The 21,110-nt window shown below is 55.1% G+C and carries 23 protein-coding genes; 9 read left to right on the plus strand and 14 right to left on the minus strand.

Going from position 1 to position 21,110, the window contains the following annotated elements; all coding sequences use genetic code 11:
* The first annotated feature begins 86 nt into the window (after positions 1–86).
* Both RCF31_RS17895 and RCF31_RS17900 read left to right on the plus strand, forming a co-directional pair.
* A complete protein-coding gene (locus RCF31_RS17895) occupies positions 87–176 on the plus strand; it encodes a hypothetical protein (protein ID WP_416413289.1) in 90 nt (29 codons plus the stop codon).
* A 93-nt stretch (positions 177–269) separates the two neighbouring features.
* A complete protein-coding gene (locus RCF31_RS17900) occupies positions 270–509 on the plus strand; it encodes a hypothetical protein (protein WP_416411854.1) in 240 nt (79 codons plus the stop codon).
* A gap of 126 nt (positions 510–635) precedes the next feature.
* Here RCF31_RS17900 and proX read toward each other — a convergent pair whose 3' ends face one another.
* From proX to RCF31_RS17940, 8 genes are all read right to left on the minus strand, one after another.
* Positions 636–1,631 carry a glycine betaine/L-proline ABC transporter substrate-binding protein ProX gene (proX, locus tag RCF31_RS17905; protein WP_416411855.1) on the minus strand — a complete coding sequence of 332 codons (996 nt, stop codon included), beginning with the start codon at positions 1,629–1,631 and terminating at the stop codon, positions 636–638.
* 63 nt (positions 1,632–1,694) lie between these two features.
* Positions 1,695–2,834, minus strand: coding sequence for a glycine betaine/L-proline ABC transporter permease ProW (proW, locus tag RCF31_RS17910; RefSeq protein ID WP_416411856.1), 1,140 nt, complete (start codon positions 2,832–2,834; stop codon positions 1,695–1,697).
* Positions 2,835–2,836: 2 nt separating this feature from the next.
* A complete protein-coding gene (proV, locus tag RCF31_RS17915; protein WP_299449648.1) occupies positions 2,837–4,024 on the minus strand; it encodes a glycine betaine/L-proline ABC transporter ATP-binding protein ProV in 1,188 nt (395 codons plus the stop codon).
* 393 nt (positions 4,025–4,417) lie between these two features.
* Positions 4,418–5,377, minus strand: a complete 960-nt coding sequence (gene nrdF / locus RCF31_RS17920) for a class 1b ribonucleoside-diphosphate reductase subunit beta (protein ID WP_084878550.1) — start codon at positions 5,375–5,377, stop codon at positions 4,418–4,420.
* An 8-nt stretch (positions 5,378–5,385) separates the two neighbouring features.
* Entirely contained in the window at positions 5,386–7,467 is a 2,082-nt protein-coding gene (gene nrdE / locus RCF31_RS17925) for a class 1b ribonucleoside-diphosphate reductase subunit alpha (RefSeq protein WP_299449674.1), read from the minus strand.
* Between the two features lie 5 nt (positions 7,468–7,472).
* Entirely contained in the window at positions 7,473–7,907 is a 435-nt protein-coding gene (nrdI, locus tag RCF31_RS17930; RefSeq protein ID WP_416411857.1) for a class Ib ribonucleoside-diphosphate reductase assembly flavoprotein NrdI, read from the minus strand.
* Between the two features lie 4 nt (positions 7,908–7,911).
* Positions 7,912–8,154, minus strand: coding sequence for a redoxin NrdH (locus RCF31_RS17935; RefSeq protein ID WP_299449653.1), 243 nt, complete (start codon positions 8,152–8,154; stop codon positions 7,912–7,914).
* Positions 8,155–8,509: 355 nt separating this feature from the next.
* On the minus strand, positions 8,510–8,824 hold the full coding sequence (locus RCF31_RS17940) for a DUF883 family protein (protein ID WP_313683324.1): 315 nt from the start codon (positions 8,822–8,824) through the stop codon (positions 8,510–8,512).
* 149 nt (positions 8,825–8,973) lie between these two features.
* On the opposite strand from RCF31_RS17940, the gene RCF31_RS17945 reads away from it, so the two are divergent.
* The 4 genes from RCF31_RS17945 to RCF31_RS17960 all read left to right on the plus strand — a co-directional run bounded on the left by RCF31_RS17945 (position 8,974) and on the right by RCF31_RS17960 (position 12,302).
* Positions 8,974–9,312: a DUF2002 family protein gene (locus tag RCF31_RS17945; protein ID WP_084876393.1), complete on the plus strand. Its 339-nt coding sequence runs from the start codon at positions 8,974–8,976 to the stop codon at positions 9,310–9,312.
* A gap of 133 nt (positions 9,313–9,445) precedes the next feature.
* Complete coding sequence (gene mmuP / locus RCF31_RS17950) at positions 9,446–10,861, plus strand: S-methylmethionine permease (RefSeq protein WP_416411858.1); 1,416 nt, start codon at positions 9,446–9,448, stop codon at positions 10,859–10,861.
* The gene (gene mmuM / locus RCF31_RS17955) at positions 10,851–11,786 is read left to right on the plus strand and encodes a homocysteine S-methyltransferase (RefSeq protein ID WP_416411859.1); all 936 of its coding nucleotides are present in this window, start codon (positions 10,851–10,853) and stop codon (positions 11,784–11,786) included. Before mmuP ends, mmuM begins: the two co-directional genes overlap by 11 nt.
* 96 nt (positions 11,787–11,882) lie before the next feature.
* Positions 11,883–12,302 carry a hypothetical protein gene (locus RCF31_RS17960; protein WP_299449659.1) on the plus strand — a complete coding sequence of 140 codons (420 nt, stop codon included), beginning with the start codon at positions 11,883–11,885 and terminating at the stop codon, positions 12,300–12,302.
* A gap of 13 nt (positions 12,303–12,315) precedes the next feature.
* Here the strand turns inward: RCF31_RS17960 and speG are convergent, their stop codons facing one another.
* Positions 12,316–12,861 carry a spermidine N1-acetyltransferase gene (speG, locus tag RCF31_RS17965; RefSeq protein WP_299449660.1) on the minus strand — a complete coding sequence of 182 codons (546 nt, stop codon included), beginning with the start codon at positions 12,859–12,861 and terminating at the stop codon, positions 12,316–12,318.
* 216 nt (positions 12,862–13,077) lie between these two features.
* Between speG and RCF31_RS17970 the strand changes: the two genes are divergently transcribed.
* Genes RCF31_RS17970 through RCF31_RS17980 form a run of 3 tightly spaced genes read left to right on the plus strand, consistent with a single transcriptional unit; the run spans position 13,078 to position 15,689 of the window.
* Positions 13,078–14,037: an ABC transporter substrate-binding protein gene (locus RCF31_RS17970; RefSeq protein ID WP_409521665.1), complete on the plus strand. Its 960-nt coding sequence runs from the start codon at positions 13,078–13,080 to the stop codon at positions 14,035–14,037.
* A gap of 21 nt (positions 14,038–14,058) precedes the next feature.
* A complete protein-coding gene (locus RCF31_RS17975; RefSeq protein WP_299449661.1) occupies positions 14,059–14,904 on the plus strand; it encodes an ABC transporter permease in 846 nt (281 codons plus the stop codon).
* A complete protein-coding gene (locus RCF31_RS17980) occupies positions 14,904–15,689 on the plus strand; it encodes an ABC transporter ATP-binding protein (protein ID WP_084876386.1) in 786 nt (261 codons plus the stop codon). The genes RCF31_RS17975 and RCF31_RS17980 overlap by 1 nt, the downstream gene beginning before the upstream one ends.
* A 70-nt stretch (positions 15,690–15,759) precedes the next feature.
* On the opposite strand, the gene RCF31_RS17985 is transcribed toward RCF31_RS17980, so the two are convergent.
* From RCF31_RS17985 to RCF31_RS18005, 5 genes are read right to left on the minus strand one after another with little or no spacing between them, the layout of a single operon-like run.
* Entirely contained in the window at positions 15,760–16,437 is a 678-nt protein-coding gene (locus RCF31_RS17985; protein ID WP_416411860.1) for an ABC transporter ATP-binding protein, read from the minus strand.
* A complete protein-coding gene (locus tag RCF31_RS17990) occupies positions 16,430–17,263 on the minus strand; it encodes an ABC transporter ATP-binding protein (RefSeq protein ID WP_416411861.1) in 834 nt (277 codons plus the stop codon). The genes RCF31_RS17985 and RCF31_RS17990 overlap by 8 nt, the downstream gene beginning before the upstream one ends.
* Positions 17,253–18,110, minus strand: a complete 858-nt coding sequence (locus tag RCF31_RS17995) for an ABC transporter permease (protein WP_084876383.1) — start codon at positions 18,108–18,110, stop codon at positions 17,253–17,255. The genes RCF31_RS17990 and RCF31_RS17995 overlap by 11 nt, the downstream gene beginning before the upstream one ends.
* On the minus strand, positions 18,107–19,159 hold the full coding sequence (locus tag RCF31_RS18000) for an ABC transporter permease (protein ID WP_416411862.1): 1,053 nt from the start codon (positions 19,157–19,159) through the stop codon (positions 18,107–18,109). Before RCF31_RS18000 ends, RCF31_RS17995 begins: the two co-directional genes overlap by 4 nt.
* Positions 19,159–20,727, minus strand: a complete 1,569-nt coding sequence (locus RCF31_RS18005; protein WP_416411863.1) for an ABC transporter substrate-binding protein — start codon at positions 20,725–20,727, stop codon at positions 19,159–19,161. The genes RCF31_RS18000 and RCF31_RS18005 overlap by 1 nt, the downstream gene beginning before the upstream one ends.
* Positions 20,728–21,110: the final 383 nt, after the last annotated feature.

Below are 21,110 nucleotides of genomic sequence, written 5' to 3' on the forward strand. Positions count from 1 at the left end.
AAGAGGTAAACATTATGAACTGGCTAAATCGAACTTTAGACGCCATGCGACACAAAGATGTTAATTCTCAGTGTCCGGAATGCAAAATGATATCCAGACAATCCTTTATAAAACAAGCACGTGGGCAGGTAATGATTTGTCCGCAGTGCAAGGCATTGTTTATAGATAAGAAATAAATATTTTCAGTTCGGCTAAGATAAATCTCTCAGCACATAGTTCTGGGATTTTTTGTCACTTCAATGTTCCTGCCCATTTAAAAGGTACGCGTTATGCGACATATACTTGAATGGATTGATATTAATGAGCAATCCCCGGGTTTTAAACAGGAATGTATTATCCAGTTAGAAAATGGCGAGGTTGAAGGCGGCTGGCTTTACAGTGGTAAAACACGTTTTGGTGAACATGTTTTTATCGAATCTCACGCAGATTACGAAATGACGATGGGTGTCATATTTTGGATGGCGTTGCCGCCGGCAATTAAGTTAGTTTCGTCGTTACGTGACTTTTGAGAAAAGAGCAGGGGAATGTAATGAGTGTGGAATTATTTCCAGATGTTGTTTCATGCCAGCATCTGCCGTAGCGACACGATAAATCGTGCCGCTACGCAGCGTGCTTTAAATGGCCTTCCTGTGCAATTACTTCGCGGCGGCCAGTGCGTCCTGCACCCACTTATCGAATTCAGCCTGATGGCCTTTGATCCAGCCGTCGACGTGGCGGTTGATGTCATCTTCCGAAGCTTGTCCGCTATGCATGGCGGCGTTTTCCGCATTGATATCGGTAATCGGCAGTTTCATCTCAGCAAACAGTTTCGCCGCTGCCGGGTTTTTCTCAGCCCAGGCTTTGTTAGCAACGATGTGCATGGTATTCACCGGGAAACCGTAGTTAGCACCGTTGGCCAGTTTGGTATCGACATTCTTTTGCTCGCCTGGCAGTGATGAGAACGGCACCTGCAGCCATACCACATCTTTACCCGGCTTCAGTACGTCGCTCACCCAGTACGGCGTCCAGGTGTAGTACAGAATCGGTTTACCCTGCTTAAATCGGGTGATGGTATCGGCGATCATCGCGGAGTAGTTACCCTGATTATGTTCCACGGTATTGCTCAGGCCATAGGCGTTGATCTGGTGATTAATCACTGCTTCGCAGCCCCAGCCCGGCGTACATCCGGTCAGGTCAGCCTTGCCGTCACCATTGGTATCGAACAATTTCGCAATCTTCGGATCTTTTAACTGGGCAAAATTGTTGATGTGATATTTTTCTGCAGTCTTTTTGTCGATCAGATAGCCCTGTGCCGCGCCAGTCACGTAGGTGCCTTCACGGTAGAACTTCTGGTCGCCACCGGCGGCTTTGTACATATCATCGTGCAGCGGCTGCCAGTTCACGGCGGTAAAGGTGGCATCACCTTCGGCAATTGAGGTGTAACCGACGTTGTAATCGACCTCACTTGGCTTATCTACGGTGTAGCCCAGTTTTTCCAGCGCGCGGCTCACCAGCAGCGTCTGAAAGGTTTCTTCTGAGATGGTGCTCTGCACCGGCTTAACGGTAATGCCTTTACCCGGCAGGTCGGCGGCGGACACGTGCGTCACGGCGAACGTCGTCAGGACGGCAGCGAATAGAGCTGTCTTGCGCATAGTCATTCCTTATTTTACGTGTGGCGTCGGAGACGGGCGGCCACAAGGTGCCGCCCAAATGGATTACTTGTTTTTACTGAAAGGGCGCATCAGCAGGCCGATCGGGCCGGTGCTGTACCAGTGGCGATTGCCACGGCTGCGGCTGTCACGGCCGACTGACTGGGTCAGACGGTCGAGAATAATGGCGAGGATTACGATACCGACACCGCCGACAGTGGCGAGGCCCATATCAAGACGACCAATCCCGCGCAGTACCATCTGACCAAGACCACCGACGGCAATCATCGAGGCGATTACTACCATCGACAGCGCCAGCATCAGCGTCTGGTTAACCCCGGCCATAATGGTCGGCATTGCCAGCGGCAGCTGCACTTTGAACAACATCTGACGCGGGCTGGCACCAAAGGATTCACTGGCTTCAATCAGATCAGCCGGGACTTGTTTGATCCCCAGAATGGTCAGGCGCACAATCGGCGGCAGCGCAAAGATAATGGTCACTACCACACCCGGGACGTTACCGATACCGAACAACATCACAATCGGCACCAGATAGACGAAGGCCGGGGTGGTTTGCATCGCATCAAGCAGCGGCCGGATGATACGGGCAGCACGTTCGCTGCGTGCCAGCCAGATGCCGAGTGGCAAACCAATAATGATGCAGAACAGCAGGGCGGTGAGTACCAGCGCCAGCGTCACCATTGCCTGCGACCAGGCACCAATCGCGCCAATCAACACCAACGAAATCAGGGTGGCAATACCCATCGCCGGGCTGGCGATCTGCCAGGCAATCAGCGCAAACACGATAATCGCTACCGGCGCCGGCATCCCCAGCAGCAGTTGCTGGAAGGCGCTGAGAATGTAATCCACCGGCACGCGGATGCCCTGGAACACCGGACGGAAGTGGTTAACCACCCAGTCGATGCCCTCGGTCACCCAGCTGTCGAGGGGGATCATGGTCTTATGGAACGGGTCCATGATATTAAAATGTTCGGGCTGCGGCGCAGGCGCACTGCTCAGCCAGTCGCTGCTTGCTGCACTGCTGGCCGCGTCATGACCGCCGCTACTGGCAGCGGCAGCACCGCTATCGGCGGGCGTGCTGCTGGCCCCGGTTGACCAGGGATCGCTACTGCTGGCCGCCGCGCTGTTATCAGGGGTGGCAGCCTGGCTGGCGCTATCCCACGGGTTGCTGTTTTGTTCACTCATTCTCAGGCTCCTTCACGATCTAAAGCGCGCAGCAGCGTGCTTTTCGAAATAACACCAACATATTGATTTTCTTCACCCACTACCGGCACGGCACAAGGTGCCTGAGCCACATGGGAGAGCAAATCATTCAGTGAGGTGTCCGCAGGAACCGCAGCAATGTCCAGCAGCGCGCTGTCCAGTCCATCGCCAGCCGCTAACGCCGCTTTCAGCGAATCGGTCGAGACCACGCCAATAAATTTCTGTTTTTCCAGCACATAACCAAAATCGCGATCTTCATCCTGCAACAGCTTAATCGCTGAGCGCGGACCAAGACCGGCCGCTTTACGGATCAGTGCCCCGGCAGTACGACGCGCAATATCTTTGGCACTAAATACATGGCTGATATCGACGCCACGGAAGAAGGTACGGACATAATCGTTGGCCGGATTATTAAGAATTTCATCCGGCGTGCCGACCTGCACCACTTCGCCGCCCTGCATAATGGCAATGCGATCGCCAATACGCATCGCTTCATCGAGATCGTGGGAAATAAACACAATGGTACGCTGATGTTTTGCCTGCAATTTCACCAGCTCATCCTGCATTTCAGTACGAATAAGCGGATCGAGTGCGGAGAAGGCTTCATCCATCAACAATATATCGGGATTGATTGCCAGTGCGCGGGCTAATCCAACACGCTGACGCATACCACCGGAAAGCTCATCCGGGTACGCATGGGCATAATTTTCCAATCCAACCTGACGCAATGCTTCCAGCGCTTTTTCCTGACGCTCTTGCAATGCGACGCCCGCTAATTCCATGCCGAAGGCGGTATTATTTAATACCGTCATATGTGGCATCAGGGCAAATGACTGAAATACCATGCTGATTTTATTTCTGCGCACTTCGCGCAGTTCGGCTTCCGATATTTTCGCAATATCGACACCGTCAATAATCACCTGGCCGCGTGTCGGCTCGATCAGACGATTGAGAAGGCGAACCATGGTGGACTTACCTGAACCTGAAAGCCCCATGATGACGAAGATCTCGCCTTCTTCAATGGCCAGACTGGCATTCTTAACGCCGAGAGAGAGTCCGGTTTTCGCCAGGATTGCCTCTTTACCCTCACCGTTATCAATATGTTTAAATGCCCTTTCCGGGTGATCACCAAATATCTTATATAAATTCTTTACTTCGAGTTTAATTGCCATGCAGTAATTAAATTCCTGGTTAATTGATGTTTCGCTATTTCTTGTTGTGGCCCTGATTAAAATTAAGCGGCCTATACCGTAACATAATGAGAATATCTGACAACCCTTGCGGCCGATATTCGTTGCGCGCTGCTGGATGAAATGGCGTGCAATTCCAGTGCTCACAAGGGATGAGGGGGGTTCAATTTTTTCGTATTTTTTTTCCGAATTTATGCCGTCTGGACGGAAATAATTGTCTGAAAGGTGATAAATCACGCTTTAGCTGGCGATATATGGACCATTTGAATGACGATAAAATGACAATAGAATGAAGTTATAAAGGGTAAATAACGGGGAAATAACCAACAGCAGCAAGGGGAAATATCGGGCTGAGGCCAGCCCGATATGAAAGGATTAAAAGTTCCAGTCTTCGTCTTCGGTTTCTACCGCTTTACCCATCACGTAGGAGGAGCCAGAACCCGAGAAGAAATCGTGGTTTTCATCGGCATTCGGTGACAGCGCAGACAGAATCGCCGGGTTGACGGTGGTCAGCTCCGCCGGGAATAACGCTTCATAACCGAGGTTCATCAGCGCCTTATTGGCGTTGTAATGCAGGAAAGTTTTCACCTCTTCCGCCCAGCCAACATCGGCATACAGCGCTTCGGTATACACCACCTCGTTTTCGTACAGGGCCAGCAGCAGTTCGATGGCGAATTGCTGTAACTCTTCACGGCGTGCATCATCCACATTTTCCAGCGCTTTCTGATACTTATAACCGATGTAATAACCGTGCACCGCTTCGTCGCGGATGATCAGACGAATCAAATCGGCGGTGTTAGTCAGCTTACCGCGGCTTGACCAGTACATTGGCAACCAGAAGCCGGAGTAGAACAGGAACGATTCGAGAAACACGCTGGCAATTTTCTTTTTCAGCGGATCGTCAGCGCGATAATGCTCCAGCACAATTTTCGCTTTGTTTTGCAGCGCTTCGTTTTCTTCACTCCAGCGATAGGCGGCATCCACATCCGCCGTGTTGCACAGGGTGGAAAAAATCGAGCTGTAGGAGCGCGCATGCACCGCTTCCATAAAGCTGACGTTGGACAGCACCGCTTCTTCATGTGGCGTCAGCGCATCTTCCATCAGCCCTGGCGCGCCAATCACGTTTTGAATGGTATCGAGCAGTGTCAGGCCGGTAAACACGCGAATGGTCAGCTGCTGCTGCTGTTTATCCAGCGTCTGCCAGGCGGGCAGATCGTTAGATAACGGCACTTTTTCCGGTAGCCAGAAGTTGCTGGTCAGACGGTTCCACACCTCAAGGTCTTTCTCGTCCTGAATGCGGTTCCAGTTAATCGCTTGAATTTGATTTAATCGCATAGTTTTCATCACAGGGCGCAGGAAACGCAGCCCTGCACCTCTGTGCCTTGAAGCGCCATCTGGCGCAGTCGAATGTAATAAAGCGTTTTGATGCCTTTCTTCCACGCATAAATCTGCGCTTTATTGATATCGCGCGTGGTGACGTCATCACGGAAAAACAGCGTCAACGACAGCCCCTGATCCACATGCTGCGTGGCTTCAGCGTAGGTATCGATAATCGCTTCCGGACCGATCTGGTACGCGTCCTGATAGAAATCCAGATTGTCATTGGTCATAAACGGTGCCGGGTAATAAACGCGTCCGGTTTTGCCTTCTTTACGGATCTCAATACGCGACACAATCGGGTGAATGCTCGAGGTGGCGTGGTTGATATAAGAGATGGAACCGGTTGGCGGGATCGCCTGCAGGTTCTGGTTATACAAACCATGCGTCATCACGGCATCACGCAAAGCCTGCCAGTCGGCCTGGGTCGGCAACGCGATACCGGCATCGGCAAACAGCTGTGCCACGCGTGCGGTACGCGGCTGCCAGGCGCGTTCAGTGTACTTGTCGAAATAATGGCCGCTGGCATAGGTTGACTGCGCAAAACCATCGAAACTTTGTTTACGCTCCTGCGCCAGCAGGTTCGAAGTACGTACCGCGTGATAAGTGACGCAGTAAAAATAGAGATTGGTGAAGTCCAGCGCCTCTTCCGAACCATAGGCCATCCCTTCACGCGCCAGATAACCATGCAGGTTCATCTGACCGAGACCGACCGCGTGTGAACGACGGTTACCTTCCGCCACTGACGGCACTGAATTTATTTCGCTCATATCGGATACGGCGGTCAGCGCGCGTACCGCCACCTCCACCGTTTGCGCCAGATTGCGGGAATCCATGGCATGGGCGATGTTGAGTGAGCCGAGGTTACAGGAAATATCCTTGCCAACGCGGCGATAGCTGAGGTCGTCGTGGTACTCACTGGCGCTATTGACCTGCAAAATCTCCGAACACAGGTTGCTCATATTGATGCGACCGGCGATTGGGTTACTGCGGTTTACGCTGTCCTCATACATGATGTAGGGATAGCCGGATTCGAACTGAATCTCCGCCAGCGTCTGGAAGAAATCACGCGGTTGAATAAAGGTTTTGCGGATACGGTCATCGGCCAGCATTTCATCGTAATGCTCGCTGATGCTGATATCGCCAAATGCCTTGCCGTAGATGCGTTCCACGTCATAGGGTGAAAACAGCGCCATCTCGCGGTTCTCTTTCGCCAGACGGAAAGTGACATCGGGGATTACCACGCCGAGCGACAGCGTTTTGATACGGATCTTCTCGTCGGCGTTTTCGCGTTTGGTATCGAGGAAACGCAGGATATCCGGGTGATGGGCGTTCAGCCATACCGCTCCCGCCCCCTGACGTGCACCCAGCTGATTGGCGTAAGAAAAGGCATCTTCCAGCATTTTCATCACCGGGATCACCCCGGAAGACTGGTTTTCGATGCGCTTAATCGGTGCACCGGATTCACGCAGGTTTGACAGCAGGAAGGCCACGCCGCCGCCACGCTTGGAAAGCTGCAACGCTGAGTTCACCGCGCGACCAATCGATTCCATATTGTCTTCGATACGCAGCAGGAAGCAGGAGACCAGCTCACCGCGCTGCTGTTTACCGCAGTTAAGGAAGGTGGGCGTTGCGGGCTGGAAGCGGCCACTCAGCATCTCTGCCAGCAGCTCACGCGCCAGCTGCTCGTTGCCGCGTGCCAGCGTCAGCGCCACCATGCAGGCGCGCTGTTCAAAGGTTTCCAGATAACGTTTGCCGTCAAAGGTTTTCAGTGTGTAGCTGGTATAGAACTTCCACGCGCCGAGGAAGGTATGAAAACGGAAACCCCAGGCATCGGCTTCGTCGTGCAGCTGGCACAGGAAGGTGAAATCGTATTGATTCAGCACTGCCGCTTCGTAGTAGCCTTCGGCCACCAGATAGCGCAGACGCTCCGCCGCTGAGGCGAAGGGTACGGTATTTGGCTGAACGTGTTGCAGGAAAAACTGCTGTGTGGCTTCGTGATCTTTATCGAACTGGATGCGGCCATCAGCGTCATACAGGTTCAGCATCGCGTTCAGGGCGTGGTAATCAAGCCCGGTGCCGTTGAGGGTGTCTGTCGTTGCCAAAATTGGGTTACTCCCGCTTTTACATTAGCGATATCGTCGGGGGTTCCCATCAACTCAAAGCGGTAGAGATAGGGAACCTGACATTTCTGCGCAATGATGTCGCCTGCCAGGCAGGACCCTGCACCAAAGTTGCGGTTACCGGCAGCAATCACCCCGCGAATACCGCGTCGGTTAGCTTCATCATTGAGGAACTGGATCACTTGTCTGGGCACCGCACCTCGCGTGCTGCCGCCGCCGTAGCTGGGCACCACCAGGATATAGGGTTGGTCAATATGCAGTTGCTGCGTGCTATCAACGGGAATGCGTTGTGCAGGCAGGCCCAGACGGGTGATGAATCGGTGCGTGTTCTCCGACTGGCTGGAAAAATACACCAGTGGAAACATTGCCTTATCCCCCGACAGCAGCGAGCTGGCGCAGGCTGGCGATTTTATCGGGACGGAAACCACTCCAGTGGTCATCCTGGGTCATCACCACCGGGACCTGGCGATAGCCGAGGGATTTCAGGCTGTCGATGGCTTCAGGTTGTGCGTCGAGGTTAATCAGCTGGTAATCGATGCCATTACGGTCCATGGCATTTTTTGTTGCGTTGCACTGGACACAGTTGTTCTTGGTGTAAATAATAATGCGCATGATTCGTATTTCCCTCTGGTTGTGGTCAGGATGCGAGATACGAAGCAAAAATCCTTCTGCTGCGAGCCTCATCCTTGCTGACATCTGGTAGCGAGTTGATGGAGTAAATACTAGATGTAGTGGTTGTGGCGGTCAAGCCCACCAGATATAGGGTTTTATGATTTCGAACCTCAGATTTCGCCTAAGGCCAGGGATCATGCGCTTTCCCGGCTAAAAAATAATTTTGTAAAAGGGCAGGGCACGGCATTTAAGGCAAATTCAGGCTGGAAATTGAACAATCAATGGGGAACCAGGCGTGATCGCTGGACACAAAAAAGCCCCGCAGGGTGCGAGGCTCTCTGAAGGGATGTGATGGTTAGCGGCGTGATACCAGCAACGCCCCAATGACCAGGCCGACGGCGGCACCAATGCCGACACCGTGCCAGGGTTTATCATGAACATAAGCATCAACCTGATAGCTCGCATCGCGCGCAGCCTGTGAAACCCGGTTGTTGCCATTCAGTTTGGCGCGGGTCTGTTTCAGCAGTGACTGGGCTTTGCTGCGCGCGCCTTCTACCTCATCTTTGGCTTCGCTGCCGTAAGATTTCAGTAACGCTTCCAGCGAATCTGCCAGCTCGTTCACATCCTGATTGATATCAATGTCATCGTTTTTACTGGTTCGATTAAACATTTTTCGCTCCCTTTGATTTAAAAAGTAATACTTAGTGTAGACGAGTCATCATCAAACGCTGGTTTTCGCCTGGCTTTATGGAAAATTCCGAAAGCCTTGTGCCACACGGCTGTTGTAAGGTTGCGAGGCTAGAGCAGAGAGGAGCAAGCATGTATTTACGACCGGATGAGGTTGCGCGCGTACTGGAGAAAGCAGGGTTCGAAATGGATACCCTGACGCCGAAAATCTATGGCTATCGTCGTGGCGACAACTATGTTTACGTCAACCGTGAAGCGCGTATGGGGCGCACGGCACTGATCATTCACCCCACGCTGAAAGAGAAAAGCCTGAACTTCGCTGAACCGGCATCAGAAATGAAAACCTGCGATCATTACACGCAATTTCCTCTCTATCTGGCGGGCGATACTCAGGAACATTACGGGATTCCCCACGGCTTTAGCTCACGCATCGCGCTGGAGCGCTATTTGCAGGGCGTATTCGGCGGCTGACGCAGTGCCCCGCCCGTGCGGGGCCGCACTCACCTGATAAAATCCTTACCTTTTGCCACGTTGCATTTCCCGGCGCTGGCGCGTATAACCCTGTATCCATGTAGATGTTTAGACGTCCATATGGATAAAAATAATGCAATCCGAGCAAAATCCTCCGCAGGAAAACTTTAAACGCACCATGAAAGTGCGGCATCTGGTGATGCTGTCGCTGGGGGGCGTTATCGGCACTGGCCTGTTCTTTAACACCGGCTACATCATCTCAACCACCGGCGCCGCTGGTACGCTGCTGGCCTATCTGATTGGTGCGCTGGTGGTGTGGTTGGTGATGGTGTGTCTCGGTGAGCTGGCGGTGGCGATGCCGGAAACCGGGGCTTTCCATGTCTATGCTGCGCGTTACCTCAGCCCGGCCACTGGCTATACCGTTGCCTGGCTCTACTGGCTCACCTGGACGGTGGCGCTGGGTTCCAGCCTCACCGCTGCCGGGTTTTGTATGCAGTACTGGTTCCCGACCATCCCGGTCTGGGCGTGGTGTCTGGTGTTCTGTATCGCCATCTATTTGCTGAATATCGTCTCGACCCGCTTCTTTGCCGAAGGGGAATTCTGGTTCTCGATTATCAAGGTGGTCACCATTGTCGCCTTTATTATTCTCGGCGCAGGGGCGATGTTTGGTTTTATCCCGATGAAGGACGGCAGCGCAGCGCCCGGCCTGCATAATCTCACCGCATCGGGCTGGCTGCCGCACGGCACTTTGCCGATTCTGATGACGATGGTGGCGGTCAACTTTGCCTTCTCGGGCACGGAATTGATCGGTATCGCTGCCGGGGAAACCGAGCAGCCGCAAAAAGCCCTGCCGCTGGCGATCCGTACCACGGTGGCGCGTCTGATCATCTTCTTTATCGGCACGGTGCTGGTGCTGGCGGCGCTGATCCCGATGGATCAAGCCGGGATTGTGAAAAGTCCGTTTGTGCTGGTGTTTGAGAAGATCGGTATTCCCTGGGCGGCTGATATCTTCAACTTCGTGATTCTCACGGCGATCCTGTCGGCGGCAAATTCCGGGTTGTATGCGTCGGGGCGGATGTTGTGGTCGCTGGCCAATGAAAACACCCTGCCACGCTGTTTTGCCCGGGTGAATCGCCGGGGGATTCCGGTACTGGCGCTGACCATCAGCATGATCGGTGGCCTTCTGGCGCTGTTCTCCAGCGTGATTGCCCCGGATACGGTGTTTGTCGCGCTGTCTGCCATCTCGGGTTTTGCCGTGGTGGCCGTCTGGCTCAGTATCTGCGCCTCCCATTATGTTTTCCGCCGTCGCCATCTCCAGCAGGGGGGATCCTTAAAGGATCTGGTGTATCGTGCGCCGCTCTATCCGCTGACGCCAATCCTCGGTTTCCTGCTGTGCGGGCTGGCCTGTGTCGGGCTGGCTTTCGACCCGTCACAACGGATTGCGCTGTGGTGCGGGATTCCGTTTGTTCTCTTCTGTTATGCCGCATACCATGTCACGCAGCGACGTAAATCATCTTTGCAGGCTGAGGAGGCCAACGATGTGGCGTAACCCGATAGCGCAGGCGCTATCTCAAACCGACACCCTGATCCTTGATGGTGCACTGGCAACCGAACTGGAAGCACGCGGCTGTAATCTGGCCGATGCGTTATGGTCGGCGAAAGTGCTGATGGAAAATCCTGAACTGATCTATCAGGTCCATTACGATTATTTTGCTGCCGGTGCCCATTGCGCCATTACCGCCAGCTACCAGGCGACGCCACAGGGCTTTGCCCAGCGTGGCCTGGATGAGACTCAGGCGCTGGCGCTGATCCGCCAGAGTGCCACGCTGGCAAAACGTGCGCGGGATGATTATCGTGCGGCGTCTGGCAGCCGCGCGCCACTGCTGGTAGCCGGGTCGGTGGGGCCTTATGGCGCGTTTCTCGCCAATGGGGCGGAATACCGGGGCGATTATGCATTGCCTGAAGACGAGATGAAGGCGTTCCATCGTCCACGCATCGCGGCCTTGCTTGAGGCGGGCGTCGATCTGCTGGCCTGTGAGACGCTGCCGTCGTTTGCGGAAGCCGAGGCGCTGGTCAGCCTGCTGGCGGAGTTCCCGGACAGCAGTGCCTGGTTCTCCTTCACGCTGCGTGATGCGCAGCATATTAGCGATGGTACACCGCTCAGCAAAGTCGCGGCGCTGCTCAATGCGGCCCCGCAGGTGGTGGCGCTGGGAATCAACTGTGTCGCACTGGAGAGCGTCACCCCGGCGCTGCGTAGCTTGCAGGCGCTGTGTGATAAGCCGCTGCTGGTCTATCCGAACTCGGGCGAACAGTACGATGCCAGCAGTAAAACCTGGCATTCGGCACCCTCGGGCTGCACGCTGCATGACAAATTCCCGGAGTGGCAGCAGGCCGGTGCCCGCCTGATTGGCGGCTGCTGTCGCACCACGCCGCAGGATATCGCGGCGATTGCCGCCTGTTGTCAACCGCAATAAGACGCCGAAAAGCGCCACTGATAGCGCGATTGAGGCGAGTGAAAAGGGCGGAAGGGCAGTTTAGACTGTTCCTTCTGACCCTGAAGCGGACCTGCTATGAACCTGCGACATCTCCTTCCTGCCTGTGCGCTGCTGTTAAGCGGCTGTGCGACCATTGTTGGCACCCAAACGCAATCGGTAAGAATTGACTCCGTGCCACAGGGCGCGCGTTTCACCGTGCAGGATGAGACCGGGCATGCCGTGGCGCAGGGCTTTACCCCCCAGACCATTGAACTGGCGAAATCCACCGGCAGCTATTTCGGTAAGAAACACTATCTGGTGATGCTGGAGAATCCGGGTTATGTTCCGGTGACGATGCCGATCGAAGGCAGCGCCAACCTGTGGTATTTGCTGGGGAACATTCCGCTGCTCGGTTTTCCCGGCTGGTTGCTGGTCGATCCGTTCAACGGCGGCATGTATGACCTGAAGCCTGAGCACCCCAAAGCATTTCTTAACCGGGTGGGCGCACGCGGGTAAACCCCAGTCGGGCTTATTGCGCGGTTGGCTTCACCATCGCTCCTGGCGTTTTATGCTGCGCCAGATATTGATGCTGAAAGATACACATGCGGATGGTGTTACGGTACGCACCGTTGATGAAAAACTCGTGTTTCAACACGCCTTCCACTTCAAAGCCCAGTTTGGTGTAGATGTGGATGGCCTTCTCATTCTCCTGATCGACAATCAGATAGAGCTTGTAGAGATTCAGCACCGAAAAGCCATAGTCCATCGCTAACTTCGCCGCCTGGGTTGCCAGTCCTTTGCCCTGATGAGCCGGATCGATAATGATCTGAAACTCGGCGCGGCGATGTACGTGATTAATCTCGACCAGCTCCACCAGCCCGGCTTTCTGTCCATCATGCTCGACCACGAAACGACGTTCGGTCTGGTCGTGAATATGCTTGTTGTACAGGTCCGACAGTTCGACAAAGGCTTCATACGGCTCCTCGAACCAATAACGCATCACGCTGGCGTTGTTATCTAACTGATGCACAAAGTGCAGATCTTCCCGCTCCAGCGGACGTAATTTAACCGTCATACGGCATTCCTTCTTTAACTAAGATGCGGAGAGTATAACCGCACCAAAGTGGTTAATGCGCTCCCTGGCTTGCTCCGCGACGGTGCAACGCATTTTCCGATCATCGCGTGCGCTGCCGCACAGTCTCGATCTGCTTTCTGGCACAGCCATTGCTTTGCTTGTATAGATAAGCCTATACAACTGTAGTTTTTCATCACCTTTTGACAGGAGTGGAAGATGGGTAAGCCAGTGCAACATGCAGTTCGTGCGTTAACCGTAGCCGTTATGTTGGGGTCTGCGCTCGGCGCGCAGGCTGCGGATACTAAAGTGGCGATCGGTATTTCCGGCTGGACCGGATTTGCTCCGCTGACGCTGGCAGATAAAGCCGGTATCTTCAAAAAGCATGGCCTTGATGTCGATGTAAAAATGATCCCGCAAAGCAGCCGTCATCTTGCGGTGGCTTCCGGCACCATTCAATGTGCGGCCACCACGGTCGAAACCTATATTTCATGGAATGCGGCCGGTGTGCCGATCAAGCAAATCGTCCAGCTGGATAAATCCTACGGGGCTGATGGCCTGGCAACCCGCAGCGATATTACCAGCATCAAAGATCTGAAAGGCAAAACCATCGCCGTCGACGCGCCGGGCACGTCACCATACTTCCTGCTGGCGTGGATGCTGGATAAAAACGGCCTGACCATGAAAGACGTTAAGCTGGCGACGATGGCACCCCAGGCGGCGGCCCAGTCGTTCGCTGCCGGGCAAAACGATGCGGCCGTGACCTATGAACCTTACCTGTCAGTGATTCGTAACCAGCCGAAAGCGGGTAAAATCCTCGCCACCACGCTGGATTATCCGATGGTGATGGATACGCTCGGCTGTACCCCAACCTTCCTGAAAGAGCATCCACAGGCGGCGAAAGCGCTGGTGGCCAGCTACTACGATGCGCTGGAGATGATCAAACAACAGCCGGATAAATCCAACGAAATCATGGGTGCAGCGGTGAAATCCACCGGCAAAGAGTTTGCCGAATCCGCCAGCTACCTGCGCTGGGCCGGTCCTGAAGAGAACAAAAAATTCTTTAGCGGTGAAATTGAAACCTTTAGTGATGAAGCGGGCAAACTGCTGCTGCGCGCGGGCGTGATTAAAAAAATGCCGGACGTGAAGAGTCTGTACGACGCCAGCTTCGTGCAGTAATCAGGGAGACAGGAGATGGAGATGAGTAAAAGCCAACCCGTAACGCCGCCCGAGGCGCTGCCGGATGCACCACGCCGCTGGCACAATCCGCTAATGGTGCCGTTAAAAGCGATCTCAACCCGGTTGCGTATCGGCCTTGGCGTGGCTTTCTTTGTGCTGTTCGTCGCGGTGTGGGCGCTGGTGACCTTCAGTGGCATGGTATCGCCAACCTTCCTTGCCGATCCCATCACCATGCTGCAACAGGGGGTGTCGCTATTCACCGAATATAACTTTTCGCTGGATATCGGCATGACGGTGATGCGCGTGCTGGCTGGGTTCCTGCTGGCGGCCCTGATCGGGGTGCCGCTCGGCATCATGATGGGCGCGTACAAAATGTGGGAAGCCTTTCTCGAACCCTTCGTCTCCTTCTGCCGTTATCTGCCTGCATCGGCCTTTGTGCCACTGCTGATCCTGTGGGCCGGTATTGGTGAAATGCAGAAAATCCTTGTCATCTTTATCGGCTCCTTTTTCCAGATTGTATTGATGGTGGCGGTCACCGTCAGTAGCGCACGGCGTGATTTGGTTGAGGCAGCCTATACACTCGGCTGTAGCAATCGTTCCATCGTGCGTCGGGTATTGATCCCCGGTGCCGCTCCCGGCATTGCCGAGCTGCTGCGCCTGGTGCTGGGCTGGGCATGGACCTATGTGATCGTTGCCGAGTTGATCGGCTCGGAAAGCGGTATCGGCCATATGATTGTCGATAGCCAGGCGCTGCTGAATACCGGGCAAATTATCTTTGGCATCATCGTGATTGGTTGTATCGGGCTGGTGTCCGATTATCTGTTCAAAGTCGCCAACCGGCGCTTGTTTGCATGGAGTAACCTGTGATGAAACACAGCAAGCTGAACGTGCGCGGGGTGGAGCGCGTATTTACCGGGCCGAAAGGTGAACAAACGCTGGCGTTGCAGCCGATTCATTACCAGGTGGAGGAGAATGATTTCATCACCATCCTCGGCCCGTCAGGATGTGGCAAATCGACGTTGTTGCGCATCATTGCCGGGCTGGATACCCCGACGCGTGGAGAGATCTGGCTTGATGGGCAGCCGGTCGATGGCCCCGGAGCCGACCGCGGCATGGTGTTTCAGAGCTACACGCTGTTCCCGTGGCTGACGGTGGAAGAGAACATCCGCTTTGGTCTGCGCGAACGCGGCCTGAGTGCCGCGCAGCAAAAGGAGCGCAGCGATTATTATATCCAGCAGGTGGGGCTGCGTGGCTTTGCCCAGCACTATCCACGCCAGCTCTCTGGCGGCATGCAGCAGCGTACCGCCATCGCGCGTGCGCTGGCGAATGACCCGAAAGTGCTGCTGATGGATGAACCCTTTGGTGCCCTGGATAATCAGACGCGGGTGATGATGCAGGAGTTGTTGCTGTCAGTGTGGGAGCAATCGCGCAAGACGGTGCTCTTCGTTACACACGACATCGATGAGGCGATCTTTATGGCAAATAAGGTGGCGATCTTCAGCGCCCGGCCGGGTCGCATCAAACAGGAGGTGGCGGTGAATTTTAACAGTGGCCGTGATTACACCATTAAAACTTCACCGGAGTTTATGACGCTGAAGGCGGAAATTACCGAGTCGATCCGCAGCGAAACATTGCAAACGATGGCGCATTAACGGATTGCCCGATGAATTGCGCCGCTACAAAAACTGGCCTGATCGTAGCGGCGCAATTTATTGCGCGGTTTTAAGCACTTAACTGTTCAACAATCCTGCCCTGTGCCATGCGAACGGCGCGATCGCACATATGATCGATCACGTCAGGATCGTGGCTTACCAGCACCATCGTCAATCCATCATCACGCTTCAGCTCGTTCAGCAGGTTGAGGATCTCTGCCTGCACTGACATATCCAGCGCCGAGGTTGGCTCATCCAGCAGCAGGATCTTCGGCTGAAGCAACAGGGCGCGCACAATGGCGACGCGCTGACGCTGGCCGCCCGAGAGCTGATGCGGATAGCGATCTGCCAGCGCCGGATCAAGGCCCACATGGCGAAATCCATCGTTGATGCGATCGTCGATATGGTCCTGTTTCAGCAGTTTTAACGGCTCGGCCAGGGTACGACGCAGGCGATGGCGTGGATGCAGCGAAGCGTAGGGATCCTGAAATACCATCTGCACATCACGCCGCAACTGGCCGGTAAAGGGTTTACCCGGTTTCACGGTGGTGCCCGCCAGCGCCATGCTGCCGGACCAGTGCGGGTTGAGTCCGGCCATCACCCACAGCAGCGATGATTTACCGCAGCCAGAGGGACCAACCAGGCCAAAACATTCGCCTGCCTTTACATTAAGGTTGACGTCATGCACCACGGTGCGCAGTTCGTAGCCCTGTTTATGGGATACGCTCAGGTTGGATAACTCAATCATGGTTCTGCTCCAGGGCGGCACGATCCAGCACTGGCAGTGCTGCGCCGTGGGTGGCTTTGCTCGGACGGCAGGCCCACAGCGTACGGGTATACGGATGGCTGGCGTTGGACAACTCCGCCGCAGGCAAGGTATCCAGCAGACGGCCTTTATACATCACCATCACCCGCTCGCAATGCTCCGACACCTGTTGCAGATCGTGGCTGATCAGCAGCAGCCCCATGTTGCGTTGTTCCACCAGACGACGAATCAGCGCCAGCACCTGATCACGCATCGCATGATCGAGTGCTGAGGTCGGTTCATCGGCGATCAGCAGCTCGGGATCGGTGATCAAGGCAATCGCCAGCATTACACGCTGGCCCATTCCCCCGGAGAGCTGATGCGGATAACGTTTCATCAGCTGACGGGGATCCGGCAGGCCGACGGCATCGAGCATGTCGCACACTTTCTCTTTGCGCTCGGCGCGGCTCAGACGATGGTGCAGCACCAGCGGTTCCTCCACCTGCCAGCCAATGGTGCGCGTTGGGTTGAGGGCGTATTTCGGGTCCTGCATCACCATCGCTACCCTGCTGCCGCGCAGGCGGCTCCAGTCGCGCTCGCGCATCTGCAACGCATCCTGACCCACCACCTGCAGACGATCCGCGTGCAAATGCAGTGACGGTGACAACAGCCCCATCAGGGTGCGGGCGGTGAGGGATTTGCCCGAACCTGACTCACCGACCAGCGCCACGCGTTCGCGCCCGAGCTGAAAGTGGATGTTATCAACCAGCAACGCGTCGTCGCTGCGAATCACCAGCCCCTGAGCATCAATTAACAGATCATTTGGCATGGCGGGTATCCAGTTGGTCACGCAGGCCGTCGCCTGCCAGGTTAAAGGCCAGGCTGGCGAACAAGATGGCAGCACCGGGGGCTGCAGCCACCCACCATTGGTCGAAAATGACTTTGCTGCCTTCGGCCACCATCGATCCCCATTCTGCGGTAGGCGGTTGCACACCCATGCCGAGGAAGCCGAGACCGGCAGCGGAAAGAATAATGCCGCCGAGACTCAGCGCCGCACGCACCACCGCGGTAGGCAAGCAAAGCGGCAGAATATGGCCGAACATCAGACGCAGGCCGGTGATGCCCTGCATCCGCGCTGCGGCGAGGTAATCACTACGGCGCAGCGCCAGTGTCTCGGCGCGCGCCTGACGGGCGAACGGTGGCCAGCTGGTGAGTGCCAGCGCCAGCGCGCCGTTCATCAGACCTGGGCCGAGCATGGCGACAAACGCCAGGGCGATAACCAGATTAGGCAGCGAGAGAAAAATGTCGGTAATGCGCATCAGCACGCGCTCGGTCCAGCCACCAACATAACCGGCGGTGATGCCGACCAGCAGACCTACTGGGATGGTCAGTACCAGAATCAGCGCCACTAACAGCAGCGTCGGACGGGTGCCATAAATCACGCGAGACAGCAGATCACGACCAAAACCATCGGTGCCAAACCAGTGGGTTGCCGAAGGCGGCAGCAGGCGCATACTGATGGTTTGCACATTCGGATCAAAAGGGGACAGCAGCGGTGCAAATACCGCCATCACCAGCAGAATCACCACCAGCGTTAAACCGATGCTGAGAGAGGTGATGCGACGTCGGCTGCGACGTGGGCGCAGCGTTTCCAGTTCGGAGAGTTGTTGAGTCATCGGGTTCTCGGATCGGTTAACCAGGTCAGGGCGTCGGCCACCGCGTTAAGCAGAATAAAGCAGCTGCCAATCAGCAGGGTCGCGCCGAGAATCGCCGGAACATCGGCGGAGAACAGCGCGTTAGTCATGTAACGACCCACGCCGGGCCAGGCAAAAACGGTTTCCGTCAGCACCGAACCTTCCAGCAGGGTGGCCCAGGAGAGGGCGATAACGGTAATCAGCGTGCCGAGCACGTTGGGAAAGATATGACGCAGCAGAATGCGCGTGCGGCCAGCACCTTTGGCGCGCGCCAGAATCACATACTCCTTGCTGCTCTCCTCCAGCAACGCGGCACGCAGCAGGCGCGTAATCCCGGCCATCGCCAGCATGCCGAGAATCACCACCGGCAGCCAGATATGGGCGATCGCATTGCGGAACATCTCAGGGTCCCCGGACAGCCAGCTATCAATCAGCACAAAGCCGGTTTTCGGCTCCAGCGTATATATCCAGATATCATCCAGCTGACCCGGTCCGGCAGACCAGTGCAGCACGGCGTAAAACAACAGCAGACCGAGCAGACCGAGCCAGAACACCGGCACGGAATAACCGAGCAGCGAAATAAAACGCGCCACGTTATCGATGATGCTGCCTGGTTTCCAGGCCGCCAGCAGCGCCAGCGCCACACCGAATACCGCCGCAAAAATGATCGAACAGGTCGCCAGCTCAATGGTCGCCGGGAAGGTGCGCATCAGGTCGGCGCTAACCGGTTGATTGGTCAGATGGGACAGGCCGAGATCGCCGTGGGCCAGATGGCTGATATAACGCCAGAACTGCACCAGCACCGGCTGATCGAGACCGAGATCGTGACGCACCTGCGCATAAGTGGCTTCACTGGCGTGATCGCCTGCGATCTGCTGCACCGGATCGACCGGTGACAGGTGCGATAACATAAAGGTAAAGGCCAGCAGGCCGAGCAGCGTCACCAGCAGCGACAGCAGGCTGGTGATTAATCGGCTGGTGCGTTGCCAGAGTGGCCGGGCGAACCCGGCCTGTGGGGCTGATGCCGCCATTACTTGGTAACCTGTGAGTAATACACCATATCCGGGTTGATGCCCTGAACGTAGCCTTGCAGATTGTCGCGCAGCGCAATCAGGTTACGTGCCTGCAGACCAATCACATAAGGTGAGTTCTTTAGCACTTCACGCTGCATCGCCTGGTACATTTCCACACGCTTGTTGCTGTCGCTCTCGGCGGTGGCTGCCAGCGTTTGCTTGCTCAGCTCCGGGATGTGCCAGTCAGAACGGTAAGCGATGGTTTTGCTGCCATCTTCCGGGTTGTAAGCAAAGGAGGCGGCGTTGGTGTTGGGATCGAAGTAGTCAGCACCCCAGGCATTCAGCGTCGCCTGATACTGGTGCGCTTTAACCTTGGTAGACACTTCAGAACTGAGTCCCGGCTGCACTTCAACCTTCACGCCACCTTTGGCAAAGCTGCCCTGCAACGCCTGCGCGATGTCCAGATACGGCGGCTGATTGCTGGTGGAGAGGGTAAAGCTGACGTTGGTCAGACCGGCCTTCTTCAGAATCGCTTTGGCTTTTTCCGGATCGTAGCTGTACGGGGTATCGTTAAGGGCACCGAGGAAACCTTTTGGCAGGAAGGTCTGATGCACTTCGAACTGGCCTTTCAGCAGGTCGTTGGCGATACCTTTATAGTCGAACAGGTAACGCGCGGCTTCCCACAATGCCGGGTTTTTCAGCTCCGGATTGGCACCCACGTTGAACTGGATGTAGTAAAGCGAGGCCATCGGGATGGCTTCAGTTTTCACGCCCGCTTTGCCTTTCAGCGCTGCAATCTGGTCGGCACCGAGATTACGTGCGATATCCACATCACCCTGCTCCAGCAGCAGACGACGCGCAGCCGGTTCCGGTACGTTTTTGATCAGGATGTTCTTCAGCTTCGGCGCGCCAGCCGGAGAGGTGGGGTTAGCCGTCAGCAACACCACTTCGTGTAATACCACTTTGCGGATCTGATAAGGGCCGCTGCCCGCCGAATGGGTGGCAAGCCATGCGTGACCAAAATCGCCATTGGTCGCGTTTGCCTGCGCGGTTTTCTCATCAACGATTGAGGAGACGGGCGCAGATAGCAGGCTCAGCACATAGGCCGGACTCACGTTGGCGCTCCAGCTGATTTGGACATGGTTGTCGTCAACTTTTTTCAGGAAGCTATCAACGTTGTCCTTGTTCCAGCCGAGCTGAGTAAGGATAAAGGAAGGATCGAGGTTTAGCTTCACCACACGGCCCAGTGAGAAGATCACATCTTCCGGACGCAGTGGGTTGCCGCTGGCGAATTTGGCATCTTTACGCAGTTCAAATGTCAGGCTGCGGTTGTCACTGCCTGGCTGCCAGGAGGTTGCCAGGGTGGGTTTCAGGTCGGTCGGATTTTGCGGGTCGGACTGGACCAGGCGTTGGTAAATGTTGGTGAACGCCTGGACTGTCGTCAGCTCAAAGCCCTGGGCCGGGTCAAAGCTGTCGGCATCGTCGGTGGATTGGGCAATCACCAGCGTATCTTTCGGCGTTGCGGCATTAACTGAGAACGCGGCTACCATCGATAACGCCAGCAGGGAGGGGATTATTTTTTTCATGAGAATTCCTTGCCTTAAAAAAGTAACGCGAGTTTACGAAAGCGTTGTAATGAATAATAGTCAATTATCAGATATAGATATGCCTTAAAGTTCTAAGGCTAACCTTATGGTTATAAGCCGGTAAACATGGGGTGAACAGATTTGCGGAACCTTAACATTAGCTCAGGTATGGATCGGTTGAAGTCAGGGGATTTACAACAGAATTTAAACGGAAACCGATGGCAGAATAATTAACTTTACAATACATGTGCCGGGAATATAATGGCCGCAACTTCAAACAGGAGAATTCAGTTGGACAGTCACCCTTATTTAACACAACACAAGGCAAGCTGACGCACGAATTCTTTTGTTGCTGCTTGCCGGAACCGGCAGGTAGCAATCCT

Origin of the sequence: Pantoea sp. App145 (assembly GCF_047947045.1) — a bacterium.
Classification (GTDB): domain Bacteria; phylum Pseudomonadota; class Gammaproteobacteria; order Enterobacterales; family Enterobacteriaceae; genus Pantoea.

Excerpts from the sequence above, each read along its gene's own strand:
- RCF31_RS17900 (WP_416411854.1), top strand. The coding sequence starts at position 270 with ATGCGACATATACTTGAATGGATTGATATTAATGAGCAATCCCCGGGT.
- proV (WP_299449648.1), bottom strand. The coding sequence starts at position 4,024 with ATGGCAATTAAACTCGAAGTAAAGAATTTATATAAGATATTTGGTGAT.
- RCF31_RS17960 (WP_299449659.1), top strand. The coding sequence starts at position 11,883 with ATGAACCTGCGACATCTCCTTCCTGCCTGTGCGCTGCTGTTAAGCGGC.
- mmuP (WP_416411858.1), top strand. The coding sequence starts at position 9,446 with ATGCAATCCGAGCAAAATCCTCCGCAGGAAAACTTTAAACGCACCATG.
- proW (WP_416411856.1), bottom strand. The coding sequence starts at position 2,834 with ATGAGTGAACAAAACAGCAACCCGTGGGATAGCGCCAGCCAGGCTGCC.
- mmuM (WP_416411859.1), top strand. The coding sequence starts at position 10,851 with ATGTGGCGTAACCCGATAGCGCAGGCGCTATCTCAAACCGACACCCTG.
- RCF31_RS17980 (WP_084876386.1), top strand. The coding sequence starts at position 14,904 with ATGAAACACAGCAAGCTGAACGTGCGCGGGGTGGAGCGCGTATTTACC.
- speG (WP_299449660.1), bottom strand. The coding sequence starts at position 12,861 with ATGACGGTTAAATTACGTCCGCTGGAGCGGGAAGATCTGCACTTTGTG.
- RCF31_RS17895 (WP_416413289.1), top strand. The coding sequence starts at position 87 with ATGATATCCAGACAATCCTTTATAAAACAAGCACGTGGGCAGGTAATG.
- nrdE (WP_299449674.1), bottom strand. The coding sequence starts at position 7,467 with ATGCTGAACCTGTATGACGCTGATGGCCGCATCCAGTTCGATAAAGAT.
- RCF31_RS17940 (WP_313683324.1), bottom strand. The coding sequence starts at position 8,824 with ATGTTTAATCGAACCAGTAAAAACGATGACATTGATATCAATCAGGAT.
- nrdI (WP_416411857.1), bottom strand. The coding sequence starts at position 7,907 with ATGTTTCCACTGGTGTATTTTTCCAGCCAGTCGGAGAACACGCACCGA.
- RCF31_RS17935 (WP_299449653.1), bottom strand. The coding sequence starts at position 8,154 with ATGCGCATTATTATTTACACCAAGAACAACTGTGTCCAGTGCAACGCA.
- nrdF (WP_084878550.1), bottom strand. The coding sequence starts at position 5,377 with ATGCGATTAAATCAAATTCAAGCGATTAACTGGAACCGCATTCAGGAC.
- RCF31_RS17970 (WP_409521665.1), top strand. The coding sequence starts at position 13,078 with ATGGGTAAGCCAGTGCAACATGCAGTTCGTGCGTTAACCGTAGCCGTT.
- RCF31_RS17975 (WP_299449661.1), top strand. The coding sequence starts at position 14,059 with ATGAGTAAAAGCCAACCCGTAACGCCGCCCGAGGCGCTGCCGGATGCA.
- RCF31_RS17945 (WP_084876393.1), top strand. The coding sequence starts at position 8,974 with ATGTATTTACGACCGGATGAGGTTGCGCGCGTACTGGAGAAAGCAGGG.
- proX (WP_416411855.1), bottom strand. The coding sequence starts at position 1,631 with ATGCGCAAGACAGCTCTATTCGCTGCCGTCCTGACGACGTTCGCCGTG.
- RCF31_RS17990 (WP_416411861.1), bottom strand. The coding sequence starts at position 17,263 with ATGCCAAATGATCTGTTAATTGATGCTCAGGGGCTGGTGATTCGCAGC.
- RCF31_RS17985 (WP_416411860.1), bottom strand. The coding sequence starts at position 16,437 with ATGATTGAGTTATCCAACCTGAGCGTATCCCATAAACAGGGCTACGAA.
- RCF31_RS18000 (WP_416411862.1), bottom strand. The coding sequence starts at position 19,159 with ATGGCGGCATCAGCCCCACAGGCCGGGTTCGCCCGGCCACTCTGGCAA.
- RCF31_RS17995 (WP_084876383.1), bottom strand. The coding sequence starts at position 18,110 with ATGACTCAACAACTCTCCGAACTGGAAACGCTGCGCCCACGTCGCAGC.
- RCF31_RS18005 (WP_416411863.1), bottom strand. The coding sequence starts at position 20,727 with ATGAAAAAAATAATCCCCTCCCTGCTGGCGTTATCGATGGTAGCCGCG.